Annotated in this window: 9 protein-coding genes; 6 read left to right on the top strand and 3 right to left on the bottom strand. The window is 70.4% G+C overall.

What is annotated here, in order from left to right:
- Nucleotides 1–115 precede the first annotated feature (115 nt).
- Entirely contained in the window at nt 116–1609 is a 1494-nt protein-coding gene (locus LIP_RS13785; RefSeq protein WP_068139595.1) for a bifunctional metallophosphatase/5'-nucleotidase, read from the bottom strand.
- A 208-nt stretch (nt 1610–1817) separates the two neighbouring features.
- On the opposite strand from LIP_RS13785, the gene LIP_RS13780 reads away from it, so the two are divergent.
- The gene (locus LIP_RS13780; protein WP_198409558.1) at nt 1818–2495 is read left to right on the top strand and encodes a DUF1614 domain-containing protein; all 678 of its coding nucleotides are present in this window, start codon (nt 1818–1820) and stop codon (nt 2493–2495) included.
- Nucleotides 2496–2572: 77 nt separating this feature from the next.
- Here LIP_RS13780 and LIP_RS13775 read toward each other — a convergent pair whose 3' ends face one another.
- Together LIP_RS13775 and LIP_RS13770 are read right to left on the bottom strand one after the other, a co-directional pair.
- Nucleotides 2573–3274, bottom strand: a complete 702-nt coding sequence (locus tag LIP_RS13775) for a response regulator transcription factor (RefSeq protein ID WP_068139589.1) — start codon at nt 3272–3274, stop codon at nt 2573–2575.
- A gap of 5 nt (nt 3275–3279) precedes the next feature.
- A complete protein-coding gene (locus tag LIP_RS13770) occupies nt 3280–4830 on the bottom strand; it encodes a sensor histidine kinase (protein ID WP_068139586.1) in 1551 nt (516 codons plus the stop codon).
- A 281-nt stretch (nt 4831–5111) separates the two neighbouring features.
- Between LIP_RS13770 and LIP_RS19025 the strand changes: the two genes are divergently transcribed.
- From LIP_RS19025 to uvrC, 5 genes are all read left to right on the top strand, one after another.
- Nucleotides 5112–5774 carry a Uma2 family endonuclease gene (locus tag LIP_RS19025; protein ID WP_331456619.1) on the top strand — a complete coding sequence of 221 codons (663 nt, stop codon included), beginning with the start codon at nt 5112–5114 and terminating at the stop codon, nt 5772–5774.
- A gap of 211 nt (nt 5775–5985) precedes the next feature.
- Nucleotides 5986–7266 carry a S41 family peptidase gene (locus LIP_RS13760; protein ID WP_068139581.1) on the top strand — a complete coding sequence of 427 codons (1281 nt, stop codon included), beginning with the start codon at nt 5986–5988 and terminating at the stop codon, nt 7264–7266.
- A gap of 187 nt (nt 7267–7453) precedes the next feature.
- Entirely contained in the window at nt 7454–9556 is a 2103-nt protein-coding gene (gene uvrB / locus LIP_RS13755; RefSeq protein WP_082726355.1) for an excinuclease ABC subunit UvrB, read from the top strand.
- Nucleotides 9557–9901: 345 nt separating this feature from the next.
- Nucleotides 9902–12871 carry an excinuclease ABC subunit UvrA gene (uvrA, locus tag LIP_RS13750; RefSeq protein ID WP_082726354.1) on the top strand — a complete coding sequence of 990 codons (2970 nt, stop codon included), beginning with the start codon at nt 9902–9904 and terminating at the stop codon, nt 12869–12871.
- Nucleotides 12872–12875: 4 nt separating this feature from the next.
- A complete protein-coding gene (uvrC, locus tag LIP_RS13745) occupies nt 12876–14837 on the top strand; it encodes an excinuclease ABC subunit UvrC (RefSeq protein ID WP_068139577.1) in 1962 nt (653 codons plus the stop codon).
- Nucleotides 14838–14857: the final 20 nt, after the last annotated feature.

The following is a 14857-nucleotide window of genomic DNA, read 5'->3' as shown; positions in this document are numbered from 1 at the left end:
CCTAGGCCCAGAGCGGGCTCACCGTGGCTCGCCGCAGGGAGCCCCAGGAAGAGCCTCGCGCCCGCACGGACCCCGGCCCGCGGGCCGGGGTCCGTGCGGGGGTGTGCCCTGTTTCCTACCGGATCGTGATCCGCCCCTCGGGCTTCAGGGCGATGGGGCTGTGGGTCTGGATGTAGTCGGCGACCACGTCGGCCATCAGGCGGCCGGCGCTCGCGTCCACCAGCACCTTGCCGTGGGTGAGCGCCTCGTAGCCGTCGCCGCCGCCCAACATGAAGTCGTTGGTGGCCACCACGTACGTCGCATTGGGATCCAGCGGCTTGCCGCCCACCTCCACCGAGAGGACCCGACTGCCGGCGGGGCGGCTGGGGTCGAAGGCGAAGCTGAGGCCCGAGACCTGCGGGAAGCGGCCGGCCACTTGGTCCACCTGGCTCACGCCGTTCTCCAGCGCCGCCTTCAGCTGGGCGCCCGTGAGCTGCACGGTGACCACCCGGTTGCCGAAGGGCAGCCAGGCCACCACGTCCTTACGGGTGATGGGGCCGGGCTCGAAGACGGCGTTGGTGCGGATGCCGCCGCCGTTGGTGAGGCCCACGTCGGCCCCGGTGAAACGGCGCAGCGCGTCGGCCACCAGGTTGCCCAGGACGGCCTCCTTCTGCCGTACCTCGGAGTTCCGGGCATCCAGGGCCACCCGCGTCTCACCGACGGTTTCGCCCAGGGCCGTGTCCAGCTTGGCCTGGTAATCCTCAACCAGCTTGGCCACGGCGGGATCGGGCTCGATCGCCCGCGCCACGGGCAGGAAGTCGCTGGTGGCTGCGGTCACCCGGCCGTCCTCCACGGTGAGGGTGGTGACCCCCAGGTAGCGGGCGTCGGAACCGGCCTTGCTGATCAGGCGGTCGCCCACCCGGTCCAGGATCACGTCGTGCTCGTGCCCGCCCAGGACCAGGTCGATGCCGGGGACCGACTTGAGGAGCGCCTGGTCATCGGCCACCGTCTGGTGGGTGAGGGCCACGATCACCTGGGCCCCCTGGGAGACCAGCCTGGAGACCGCCACCCGGGCGGCCACCACCGGGTCCACGAAGCGGACGTCGGCGTCGGGGCTGGAGAGGTCCCAGGTCTCTGGGGTGGCCAGGCCCAGAAGGCCCACCTTTACCCCGTTCACCGTCACCAGGGCGGTGGGCCGGGTGCCCGGATAGAGGCCCATGCGCCACAGGACGTTGGTGGAGAGCCAGGTGAAGTCGCTCTCCCCGATGCGCTGCTGCAGCACGTCGTCACCAAAGTCCCACTCGTGGTTGCCGAAGGTGGCGAAATCGGTCTGGAGGGCGTTCATGCCCGAGATCATCTGGCTGCCCTTGAAGACCGACGAGGAGATGGACGGAGAGATGAGGTCACCCGGGAAGACGAGGAGGGCCCCCGGGTACTGGTCCCGGTAGTCGGCGATGAGGGTGGCGATACGGTCGAAGCCACCCAGCTCCTTGTCCACCGGCGGCAGGTCGTACGCGTCGTTGAAGTGAAGGAACGTGACCTGCGCTGCCGAGGCCGCACCCTGGACCAGCACCAGCACCAGTGCCAGAGCCAGGAGCAGGCGGGACGTGCGATGGAACGGCTTGAACATGGTCTCCCTCCTGCACAGAGATTCCGCCGTTGGGGGCGGACCTGTCCACCATCGTCGCGCGGGGTCGTGAGCGTTCCGCGACGGGCAGGTTACCGGAGCGTCAAGAAGCGCTCGCTCCGGCTCTGGCCCCGCCGCGACTCGTCTCCGGCCCCACAGTCCGTCCCCCGGTCTTGCACCCGGCCGTCGGGTACGCCAGAATGGAAAGGCAGTGCACCCTGATCTGGGGACGGTGAGCATGTTCTTCTTCCCTTTCTGGTTTCTCCTCCTTCTCCTGGCTCCCCTCTGGCTGATGCTCATCTACTTCAACCTGATCGCCACGTCGTTTGCCGCGCTCGGCCTCTCGCCCGAGGCTGCGTTCTGGCTCTTGGTGGCGGTGGTGCTGGGGAGCGCCGTCAACATCCCCATCTGGCGGGAGCGGGTGGTGCAACCGGGCCGCGCGCGGAGGCTGGGCTTCCTCCTCTTCTACAGCGAGCCGCCGGTGGTGAGCGAGCGGGTGCTCGCGGTGAACCTGGGGGGCGCGGTGATCCCCGTGCTCCTGGCCCTCTACCTGCTGCAGCGGGCGCCCCTGGGGCCCTCCTTGGCCGGCGCCGCGGTGATGACCGTGCTGGCCAAGGCCCTGGCGCGGCCCATCTACGGGCGGGGGATCGCCATGCCCCTCCTGCTGCCGCCCCTCGCAGCGGCGGTGCTGGGGATCATGCTCGGCGGCCAGAACGCTGCACCCGTGGCGTACGTCTCGGGGGTCCTCGGGACGCTGGTGGGCGCGGACCTGCTCAACCTGGGCCGGATCCGCACCCTCGGGGCCCAGGTGGTGAGCATCGGGGGAGCCGGCGTGCGCGACGGCATCTTCCTGGTGGGGATGGTGGCCGCGCTCATCCCGGCCTTGTGACCGGGGAACGCCCGGCCGCACCCCGCCGTCCCCAGGCCGGCGGCTCTCCGCGGCAAGCACCCGGGATGGCGTTCCGGTCAGGCGGGCGCCTCTTCCTGCGCGGCGGCCTCCGCCAGCTTGTACCCGAAGCCCCGGATGGTGAGGATGCGGGTGGGGTGCTCCGGGTCCTCCTCCAGCTTGTTCCGCAGGAAGTGGATGTACTTCTTGGCGTCCTCGCCCGACGTGTACGGCTTGCCCGGCCAGATGCGGTTGAGGATCTCCTCGCTGGAGAAGACCCTCCCAGGGCGGGAGATGAGCAGGGTGAGCAGCTCGTACTCCTTGGGCGAAAGCTCCACCTTCCGCCCCGCCACCTCGACCAGCTTCCGCTCGTCGTCCACCACGATGTCGCCGCAGCGGTAGACGTGCTCGCCGCTGGCCCCCGTCCGCCGCAGCACGGCCTCGATGCGGGCCGCGATCTCCTGGAGGTCGAAGGGCTTGGTGACGTAGTCGTCGGCGCCGAGGCTGAGGCCCTTGACCTTGTCCGACGTGCTGTCGCGCACGGTCACCATGATGACCGGCGTCTGGCCCAGGCGCCTCAGCTCCTGGAGCACCTCCCAGCCGTCCCGCTCGGGCAGCATGCAGTCCAGCAGGACCAGGTCGGGCTCGAACGCGACGTACCTCTCCAGGGCTTGGCGCCCGTCAGGAGCCACCTCCACCGTGTGTCCCTTGGCGGTGAGGTATCGCTGCAGCAGGCTCCGGGAGGCGGCGTCGTCTTCTACGATGAGCAGGCGTGCTTCCATGGCTTTCACCTCCGGAAGGATTGGGTGGGCAGGGTGAAGTGGAAGCGGCTCCCCGAGGGAAGGCGTTCCACGCCCATCTCGCCCTGGTGCATCTCCACGTAGCGGCGGGCCACGGCGAGGCCCAGCCCCAGGCCGGCCGTCGCCTCCCGCCGGGCGGCGGTGCCCTGCTGGAAAGGCTCGAAGATCCGGGACATCTCCTCAGGCCGGACGCCGGGGCCCGAGTCGTCCACTTCCACCCGCACCCGGTCCTCCAGAGGCCGCACCCGTACCCAGATGTCGCCGCCCTCGGGCGTGAACTTCACGGCGTTGCTGAGCAGGTTGAGAACCACCTGCCGGAGCTTGGTCTCGTCGGCCACCACGTGGACCTCGGGGGCCAGGTCCAGGTGGAGGTTCAGCTGCTTGCGGCGCACGTCGGGGTTCATGGTCTCGGCGCAGCGGGCCACCAGGGGCCCCAGCTCCAGGCGCACGGGTTCCATCTGCTCCGACGTGCCGTTCTTGGAGAAGTGGAGGATGTTCTCGATGAGCTCCAGCAGGTGCTGGCCCGATCGGCGGATCTCGGTGAGGTCGCGGCCCTGGTCCGGGGTAATGGGCCCGTCCACCCCCTCCAGGAGGAGCTGGGTGTGCCCCAGGATCGAGTGGAGCGGCGTCTTCAGCTCGTGGCCGCTCATGGCCAGGAACTCGGACTTCACCTGGCTCGCCTGGGCCAGCTCCCGGTTCACCCGCTGGAGCTCCTCGTTGCGGGCCCGGATGGTGCGGGACATCACCCGGAACTCGCGGGCCAGCAGGCCCACCTCGCCGGGCAGGGGGCGCCCTTCGGGCAGCTCGGGGATCTGGCCCTGCCCGAACCGGCGCACCTGGCCGGCCAGGAGGGTGAGGGGGCCGATGAGGCGGCGGTGGAGGAGCAGGGCCAGGCCGGCGCTCAGCAGGATGAAGGCCGCACCCAGCAGGGTGAGGAGCTGGCGCTGCTCCGCCAGGGCCTGGTCCGAGGCCGCCAGGGAGTAGCCGATCCGCAGGTAGGTGCCCGGTTCGCCGGGGAAGCCCTGGACCACGTCCAGGTAGTGGAGCCCCGAGCGGTCCCGCACCTCCCGCACCTGCTGCGCCCCGGGCATGGGGCGCACCAGGCCGATGACCAGGCCCTCCACCCGCACACGCTCGCCCATGAGCTTCTGGTTCTCCACGATCTGTGCGTAGAGCACGTCGCCCAAGGCCATGCGGTCCGCCAGGAGCTGGTTGCGGATGCCGCGTAGAGTATCCTGGGGCGTCTTGGCCTGTTCGCGGTATGCGCGCTGGAATTCGGACATGAGGAGCTGGGCCCGGGTCCGCCCCTGCACGTCGAGCTGCTGGGCCATGCGCGACCAGGAGAAGAACCCGTAGCCCAAGGCCGCAAGGACGGAGAGGATCAGGAACGCGCCGAGCAGCCACTCGCGGGTGGACCGGCCCCCGGGCCGATCGGCCGTCTTGCGCCGCCTGCCCGATCCGGCGCGCGCCCACCCCAGGAGCCACTTGCGGCCCTGGAGCGGCCGGAGCCGGAGAGGATCGCTTTCCGGATAACTCACCGCCTCACCTCCCGTCCGCGCCTGCGCGAGCGGTAGTCAAGCCCTCCCCACGACCTGAGATCGGGGTTGACATCCCTTGAACGTCGTCGCTCTCTTCTCCTTGCGCTGCGAAGCTCCCTCCCAGAGGACGGTTCCCTGCGGGTGCGGAACGGGTTCCAGGAACGTCCCCCCATTTGCCTGCGGTTGGATCCCATGATGCCAGACGCTTCCATGGCAGGAAGGCCAGGGTACCTGTAACCTTGGAGTCAGAACGTGGCCTGGATCCTCAGCAGGGGGGGGGGGTGGCCCGAAGGAGTCCATCTGCCACGAGCGACCGCACGGACGGACCTAGTGTGTCAGCCGGTCGCTCTGGGGGCTGCCGGAAGGCAGCCCGGTCAGCCGCAGCGGCAGGATCGCTGCGGACACCTAACCCGATCCCCCGAGGCGTGCCCCGCAGGTCCCCAGCCCCTGCGGGGCCTCTTTTCGCGGGCGCGCTGGAGCGCAGGCCCCTGCCCGGCGGGCGCTCGCTTCGCCCTCCAGGCTCCGCTCGCTCTGCACGGACCCGGCTCCGCCCTCCCCGGCTCCGCCGGGTCCGTGAGCCGCCGGGCGCGTACCATGGAAGCGTGCTGACGGACCTGACGGTGGCGCTGGCGCGCTTCGTTCGGGAGCAGGATTCGGGGGTGCTCCTGACCGGCGACCCCGGGTTCGTTCTGCAGGAGCGGCCTCTGCTCCTGCGCGGTCCCGACCTGGCCTTCATCCGGAAGGAGCGCATCCCCCCGGATGGAGTGCCCGACACGTTCTGGCGCGGCGCCCCCGACCTAGCCGTGGAGGTCTTCTCGCCGAGCGACACCCTGTGCGCCCTGCTCGGCCGGGCCCGGGAGTATCTTGAAGCGGGGGCGCAGGCGTCTGGCTGGTGGACCCCCGGCGCCAGGCGGTGCACGTGGTCCGCCCCGGCGGGTTGCTGACCACCTTCGCCCGTGACGACGTCCTGGACGGACACCCTGCCCTTCCTGGCTTCAGGTACCCGGTGCACGAGCTGCTGGGCTCCCGGTAGCACCGCCGGGCTCTCCGGAGCCGCCGGCAGCGTCACGGTGCTGCGGGCGGGAGATGCCGGTTGAAGGTGCCCGCGCCGAAGCGCTATAATGGCGCCGAGCCGGTGCGGCGGGAGGCGATGGCGTGCAGGGGTTCTTTCGGGGGCGGCGGGGTCTCGTCGTCCTGCTGGTGGGATTGGTCCTGGCGTCAGGGGCGGGGTGGTTCGTCGAGCGCCAGGTGCGGGCCCAGGACGGCGGGGACTCGCTCCGCAACCTGGTCGAGGTGATCGCCCTGGTCCGGACGCAGTACGTCGAGCCCGTGAGCACCTTCGACCTCATCGCCGGGTTCACCGAAACAGGCACCATCAACGGCATGCTGGCCAAGGCCCTCGAGGACCCCTACTCTCGCTACATGGACCCGCGCGCGTACGAGCAGACCCAGATCGACATCGGCCGCTCGTACGGCGGCCTTGGCATCTACGTGGGCATGAAGGACGACCGCCTGACGGTGATCGCCCCCATGCCCGGCACCCCGGCCCAGAAGGCCGGCCTCCACGCGGGCGACCGGATCGTCGGCGTCGACGGCCAGTCCACCGAGCTCATGTCCCAGGACGAGGCCGTCAGCCTCATGCGGGGCGCGCCGGGTTCCACGGTGGTCCTGGAGATCGAGCGCGGCGGTGGGGAGGGGACGGCGCCCACCCGGCTCACCTTCCGCATCACCCGGGAGGCGATCGAGGTGCCGAGCGTCACCAAGGCCATCCTGCTGGACCGCACCGACGCCCCGGTCGTGGGCGGCCACCGGGTGGGCTACCTACAGCTCAGCTCCTTCAGCGAGCGCACGCCCGAGGAGATGCGCCGGGCCCTGGACCGCCTGGAGGCCGCGGGGGTCGACGGGCTCGTGCTGGACCTGCGCAACAACCCCGGTGGGCTGCTGAACGTGGCCATCGACGTGGCCAACATGTTCCTCCCGGGCGGGCCCATCGTGCACGTGGTGGACCGCAGCCACCGGCGCCAGACCTACTCGGCCCAGGCCGCCGGCACCTACCCGCCCATGCCCATGGTGGTGCTGGTGAACGGCTTCAGCGCCAGCGCGAGCGAGATCCTCTCGGGGGCGCTCCAGGATCGGGGCGTTGCCACCCTGGTGGGCACCACCACCTTCGGCAAGGGCCTGGTACAGACGGTGATCCCCCTCTCGGGCGGCGCCGCCCTCTCGCTCACCACCGCCCGGTACCAGACGGCGGGTGGGCGCTTCATCCACGAGAAGGGCATCGAGCCCGACGTTGCCTCGCCCGTCGACGAGGAGACCCAGGCGAAGATCAACCAATGGCTGGCCGAGTCCGAGCTCCACGCGGACGACCCCCAGCTTCAAGAGGCTCTCCAGGTCCTCGTGGGCCTCGTCGAAGGCGCCGGCAAGAAGGCCGCGTAACATCCGATCGCGCGTTCCTGACAGGACGGTGTCAGGAGGTCCCGGTCATCCTCGAGGCATGGGAGCCTTCGACGCCCCGGAACCGGGCGCGCCGCGGGCGGTGTCGCCTGCCCCGGGCGTGGTATAATGTTGGACGTCGGGGGCGGGTGGGAGCGACCGGCCCCTCGACGCGCGGGAGGTGCGGGGCATGCGTTCGGCGGAGGCGAAGAGGTTGCCGGAAGAGGTGGGAGGGGTCCCGGAGGTCCCCGCCCGCTCGGTGACGGGGGAGACCAAGCCCTTTCGCGTGGTCTCCGACTTCGAGCCCGCGGGCGACCAGCCCAAGGCCATCGCCCAGCTCGTGGAGGGTCTGACGGCTGGCGAGCGGTTCCAGACGCTCCTGGGCGTCACCGGGTCCGGCAAGACCTACACCATGGCCAAGGTGATCGAGGCTGTCCAGCGGCCCACCCTGGTGCTGGCCCACAACAAGACGCTCGCGGCCCAGCTCACCTCCGAGTTCCGGAGCTTCTTCCCCGACAACGCCGTCCACTACTTCGTGAGCTACTACGACTACTACCAGCCCGAGGCGTACGTGCCCCAGAGCGACACCTACATCGAAAAGGACGCCTCGATCAACGACGAGATCGACCGCCTCCGCCACGCGGCCACCAGCGCCCTCTTCGAGCGGCGGGACGTGGTCATCGTCGCGAGCGTCTCGTGCATCTACGGCCTGGGCTCCCCCGAGGACTACGTGGGGATGACCCTCTCCCTGCGCCACGGCGACTTCCGCGACCGCGACCTGATCCTCCGCAAGCTGGTGGGGATCCAGTACGAGCGGAACGACATCGGCTTCAAGCGGGGCACCTTCCGGGTGCGGGGCGACGTGATCGAGATCATCCCCGCCTACCACGAGAACGTGCTGCGCATCGAATTCTTCGGGGACGAGGTGGACCGGATCCTGGAGGTGGACCCGGTCACCGGCGAGATCCTGGGCGAGAGGGAGACCCTGGTGATCTACCCGGCCAGCCACTACGTGACGCCCGAGGAAAAGATGAAGAAGGCCGTGGTGGCCATCGAGCAGGAGCTGGAGGAGCGTCTGGCTTACCTGCGCGGGGAGGGGAAGCTGCTGGAGGCCGAGCGGCTCGAGCAGCGGACCCGCTACGACCTGGAGATGCTCCGGGAGGTCGGGTACTGCAACGGCATCGAGAACTACTCCCGGCACCTGGCGGGCCGCCGGCCGGGTGAGCCGCCCGCCTGCCTCCTGGACTACTTTCCCGGCGACTTCCTCATGTTCATCGACGAGTCGCACCAGACCGTCCCCCAGGTGGGCGGCATGTACCACGGCGACATGTCCCGCAAGCAGACCCTGGTGGAGTACGGCTTCCGGCTACCCTCGGCCCTGGACAACCGACCGCTCCGCTTCGAGGAGTTCGAGCGTCACTACAACCAGGTGATCTTCGTCTCGGCCACCCCGGGCCCCTACGAGCGGCGGATGTCGAGCCGGACCGTGGAGCAGATCATCCGGCCCACGGGTCTGGTGGACCCGGAGGTGGTGGTCCGCCCCGTGAAGGGCCAGATCGACGACCTGATCCATGAGATCCGCGGGGTGACCGAGCGGGGCGAGCGGGTGCTGGTGACGACCCTCACCAAGAAGATGTCCGAGGACCTCACCGACTACCTCCAGGAGATGTCCATCCGGGTCCGCTACCTCCACTCGGAGATCGCCGCCCTGGAGCGGATCGAGATCCTGCGGGACCTGCGGCTGGGCAAGTTCGACGTGCTGGTGGGCATCAACCTCCTGCGGGAGGGCCTCGACCTGCCCGAGGTCTCGCTGGTGGCCATCCTGGATGCCGACAAGGAAGGCTTCCTCCGCTCGGAGACGTCGCTCATCCAGACTATCGGGCGGGCCGCCCGGAACGTCAACGGCCGCGTGATCCTCTACGCCGACCAGGTGACCGACTCGATGCGGGCCGCCCTCGACGAGACCCGCCGGCGCCGGGAGCTGCAGCTCGAGTACAACCGGGAGCACGGGATCGCGCCGGAGACCATCCGGAAGAAGATCCGCGACATCGTCCAGGACGCCCGGGCCCAGGAGGCCGCGCAGGAGGCGGAGAAGGCCGAACGGGTGCGACGGCGGGCCCAGGCCATGCGCCCCGAGGAGCTGGCCCGCCAGATCCAGGAGCTGGAGGAACAGATGTACGACGCGGCGAAACAGCTGGAGTTCGAGCGGGCCGCGGAGCTGCGGGACGAGGTGAAGGAGCTCCGGGACGTCCTCACGGGGCTCGGGCAGATGCGGGCGGCGGCATTCAGCTAGCCGGACCGGGGAGGGGGGCGGGGCGCCCCTCAGGAAACGCTCGGCTCGGGCCTCCATGCCCTCGCCTCGCTCGCTACGGCCGGGCCTCTCGCCCTCCAGGCTCCGGCCCGGCCTCGAGGTTCCTGAGGGGCGCCCCGCCCCCCTCCCCGGCCAGCCACCGGGGGGACCGCCCGCACCTGCCCCACCTTCGTCAGGACGCCCGGCAGCCGGGGTCGGGGGCGGGCGGTGGCCGGGTGGAGCGAGCGCCCGGCGAGGCCGGGGGCCAGAGGGTTGTAGGAGGTCTCCCGGCCGTGCGTTCGGGACGCCAGTCCGCCAGGGCGAGTGCGAGCGAGGAGGATGGACCGAGTGAGCCAGGAGAAGATCGTCATTCGCGGCGCCCGCCAGCACAACCTGAAGTCCATCGACCTGGAGATCCCCAGGAACCGGCTGGTGGTGCTCACCGGGCCGTCAGGCTCGGGGAAGTCCTCCCTCGCCTTCGACACCATCTACGCGGAGGGGCAGCGCCGGTACGTGGAGTCGCTCTCGGCCTACGCCCGCCAGTTCCTGGGCCAGATGGACAAGCCGGACGTGGACTTCATCGAGGGGCTCTCACCGGCCATTTCGATCGACCAGAAGACCACCAGCCACAACCCCCGCTCCACGGTGGGCACCGTCACCGAGATCTACGACTACCTGCGACTGCTCTACGCCCGCATCGGGCAGCCCCACTGCCCGAACTGCGGCATCCCCATCGCCCAGCAGACGGTGGAGCAGATCGTCGACCGGCTCCTCCAGTACCCCGAGGGGACCCGGATGCAGATCCTGGCGCCGCTGGTGCGGGGCCGGAAGGGCGAGTACCGGAAGCTCCTGGAGGACGTGCGCAAGGAGGGCTTCGTGCGGGTCCGGGTGGACGGAGAGGTGAAGAGCCTCGACGAGCCCATCGACCTGGAGAAGCAGAAGAAACACACCCTCGAGGTGGTGGTGGACCGGATCGCCGTCCGGGAGGGGATCGCCTCCCGCGTGGCCGACTCGGTCCAGACGGCCCTGGGCCGTGGCGAGGGCATCGTGGTGGTGGAGGTGCAGGGCGGCGAGGGGGCCGCCGAGGAGCTGCTTTTCAGCGAGAAGTACGCCTGTCCCCAGTGCGGCTTCAGCTTCGGGGAGCTCGCGCCCCGCATGTTCTCCTTCAACAGCCCCTATGGCGCCTGCCCCAGCTGCGACGGGCTGGGCGTGCGGATGGAGGTGGACCCCGAGCTCCTCCTGGACCGCCGGCGCTCGGTGAACAGTGGGGGGATCCTTCCCTGGGCCAACAGCCACAGCCGCTGGCTGTGGGGCGTCCTGCGGGCTGTCTGCGCGAAGATCGGCCTGGACCCCGACGCGCCCCTGAGCCAGGCCACCCCCGAGCAGATCGACGTCCTTCTCCGGGGCACCCACGGGGAGCCCGTCAGCTTCACGTACCGGAACCAGTCGGGGCGGAGCCGGGTCTACGAGACGCCCTACGAGGGCGTGGTGCCCTGGCTGGACCGGAAGCACCGGGAGGCCAGCTCCGACTGGGGCCGGAGCGAGATCGAGCAGTACATGTCCAGCCGTCTCTGCCCCGAGTGCCAGGGCGGCCGCCTCCGGCGGGAAAGCCTGGCCGTGCGGGTCGGCGGCCGGAACCTGGTGGAGGTTACCTCCCTCTCGGTGCGCGAGGCGCTTCGCTTCTTCGAGGGGCTGCGGCTGAGCGAGCGGGAGGAGCTCATCGCCCGCCAGGTGCTGAAGGAGATCCGGGCCCGCCTGGGCTTCCTGGTGAACGTGGGGCTCGACTACCTCACCCTGGACCGGACCACGGGCACCCTCTCGGGCGGCGAGGCCCAGCGGATCCGCCTGGCCACCCAGATCGGATCGCAGCTGGTGGGCGTCCTCTACATCCTGGACGAACCCAGCATCGGCCTCCACCAGCGGGACAACCGCAAGCTCCTGGGAACGTTGAAGGGCCTGCGCGACCTGGGCAACACGGTGATCGTGGTGGAGCACGACGAGGAGACCATCCGCGAGGCGGACCACGTGGTCGACATCGGCCCCGGTGCCGGCAAGCACGGGGGCGAAGTGGTCGCGGCCGGAACGCCCGGGGAGGTCGCGGCCAACCCCCGGTCGATCACCGGCCAGTACCTGTCGGGCCGGCTGGAGATCCCCGTGCCCCGCATCCGGCGCGGTGGGCCGGCGAGGGATGGCGCCGGGAAGGGCGAGCGGCCCACCCTCTGGGTGCGGGGCGCCCGGGAGCACAACCTGAAGGGTGTCGACGTGGCCTTCCCCCTGGGGCTCTTCATCTGCGTGACGGGCGTCTCCGGCTCGGGCAAGAGCACCCTTGTGAACGAGATCCTCTACCAGCAGCTCGCCCGGGACCTGAACGGCGCCAACGTCCGGGCGGGCCGGCACGACGCCATCGAGGGCGCCGAGTACCTGGAGAAGGCGATCCAGATCGACCAGTCGCCCATCGGCCGCACGCCCCGGTCCAACCCGGCCACCTACACGGGCGCCTTCACGGGGATCCGCGAGCTCTTCTCCCGCACCCCTGAGGCCCGGGCCCGGGGCTACCTGCCCGGCCGCTTCAGCTTCAACGTGAAGGGCGGGCGCTGCGAGGCCTGCCAGGGCGACGGCATCATCAAGATCGAGATGCACTTCCTGCCCGACGTCTACGTGCCGTGCGAGGTCTGCAAGGGGCGGCGCTACAACCGGGAGACCCTGGAGGTCACCTACAAGGGGAAGACCATCTCCGACGTCCTGGGGATGACGGTGGAGGAGGCGCTGGACTTCTTCGGCATCATCCCCGGCATCGAGCCCAAGCTCCGCACCCTGAACGACGTGGGCCTGGGCTACATCGAGCTGGGCCAGCCGGCCACCCAGCTCTCGGGCGGCGAGGCGCAGCGCGTGAAGCTGGCCACCGAGCTGGCCCGCCGCAGCCGGGGACGCACCCTGTACATCCTGGACGAGCCCACCACCGGCCTCCACACCCACGACATCCGCAACCTCCTGGACGTGCTCGCCCGGCTGGTGGACCAGGGAAACACGGTGGTCGTCATCGAGCACAACCTGGACGTGATCAAGACCGCGGACTACCTCATCGACCTGGGCCCCGAGGGCGGCGAGGCGGGCGGCCAGGTGATCGCCACCGGTACCCCCGAGGAGGTGGCCCTCAACGCCCGCTCGTACACGGGCCAGTTCCTCCGTCCCATCCTGGAGCGGGCGGGGACCCTTCCCACGGCCCGATCCTCCAGGAACGGCCGCGCGCGCGGGCGGCAAGCCGCGGACGGCCCCGCCGACCGGGTGGCCGAAGGCTCGGGCGCCGTGGTACCATAGGTCCATGAGCATCGAGATCGAAGAGCCGGCGCCGGGCGGGCGCGACGAGCGGCCCCGGCTGGAGGAGAAGCTCTCCCTGCTTCCCGACCAGCCGGGCGTCTACCTGATGAAGAACGCCGCCGGAGAGGTCATCTACGTCGGCAAGGCGGTCTCCCTGCGCCACCGCGTCCGCTCCTACTTCCAGCCCTCCCGCAACGGGCGGGGGCTGGGCGGGGCCAAGGTGGCGGCCATGGTCGCCAACATCGCCGACCTGGAGTACATCGTCACCGATACCGAGGTCGAGGCGCTCATCCTCGAGTCCAACCTGATCAAGCGCTACCGGCCCTGGTACAACGTCCGGCTGCGGGACGACAAGGCGTACCCCTACATCAAGGTCACCCTGGAGGAGCGCTTCCCCCGGGTGATCCTGGTACGGCGCAAGCGGGACGACGGCGGGCGCTACTTCGGCCCCTACACCAACGTGCACGCGGTGCGGGAGACGCTCCAGTTCGTGCGCAAGCTCCTGCCCGTGCGCACCTGCACCCTGGACCTGTCGGGCGAGCTCAACTACCGGCCCTGCCTCATGTACCACATCGACCGCTGCGGGGCCCCGTGCGCCGCGCTCCAAAGCCAGGAGGAGTACCGGCGGGTGGTGGAGCAGGTGGTCCTCTTCCTGGAGGGCCGGCAGGAGGCCCTGGTGCCCGAGCTCACCCGCCGGATGGAGGCGGCTGCCGAGCAGCTCCACTTCGAGAAGGCCGCCCGGGTGCGCGACCAGATCCGGGCCCTCCAGGCGGTGATCGAACGGCAGAAGATCGTCTCCGCCAAAGACGACTCGGATCAGGACGTGGTGGGCCTCGCCCTGGGCCGGGAGAGCGCCTGCGCCCAGGTCTTCTTCATCCGGGGCGGCAAGCTGGTGGGGCGCGAGCCCTTCTTCGTGGAGATCACCCCCGGCACCGAGGAGCGGGAGGTGCTGGGCGCCTTCCTGCAGGAGTACTACGCCCGGGCGGACCTGGTGCCGCCCCAGGTGCTGGTGCCGCTGGAGCCTGAGGACGCCGGCATCGTCACCGCCTGGCTCGAGCAGCGAAGGGGCGGCCGGGTGCGGCTGCACCGCCCCCAGCGGGGTGAGAAGCGGCAGCTGGTGGAGATGGTTGCGGAAAACGCCCGCCTTGCCCTGGCCGAGTATGAGGCCAGCACCGAACGCCGGCAGGGCCGGAACCAGCGGGCCCTGGCGGACCTGGCCGAACGCCTCGGTCTCGAGCAGCCGCCGCGCCGGATCGAGTGCTACGATATCTCCAACTTCCAGGGGAAGCAGGCCGTCGCCTCGATGGTGGTGCTGACCGAAGGCGAGCCGGACCCCTCCCAGTACCGGCGCTTCAAGATCCAGAGCCAGGAGACGCCCGACGACTTTCGGATGATGGCCGAAACCATCCGGCGCCGCTTCACCCGCTACTTCCGGGAGCGGGAGGAGGTGGAGAGCCTGGTGGCCGAGGGCGGCCCGCGCGACGAGGCCGCCCGGCAGGCGCGGCGGGCCGAGCTGATGGACCAGGCCCGCTTCGCCGTGCTGCCCGACCTGGTGGTGATCGACGGGGGGCGGGGCCAGCTCAACGCAGCCCGGGCGGCGTTGCGGGACCTGGGCCTGGAGGAGCTGCCCATCATTGGCCTGGCCAAGCGCTTCGAGCAGATCTACATGGAGGATGACCCGGACCCGCTGGAGCTCGACCACCGCAGCCCGGCGCTCCACGTGCTCCAGCGGGTGCGCGACGAGGCGCACCGGTTCGCGATCACCTACCACCGCCAGCTCAGGGACGCGCGCACCAGCCGGTCGGCCCTGGACGAGATCGAAGGGGTGGGGCCCCGGCGGAAGAGAGAGCTGCTGCGCCACTTCGGCTCGCTGAAACGCCTGCGCGAGGCGGGTCTCGAGGACCTGTACGCGGTTCCAGGGCTTCCCCGGGTCGTGGCCGAACGGATCTACCAGCAGCTTCACTGACGAGGACTTCACCGGGCGGG

This window comes from Limnochorda pilosa (assembly GCF_001544015.1).
Classification (GTDB): domain Bacteria; phylum Bacillota; class Limnochordia; order Limnochordales; family Limnochordaceae; genus Limnochorda; species Limnochorda pilosa.
Note: the sequence above shows the minus strand (reverse complement) of the source record. Positions and strands in the feature narration are given on the sequence as shown.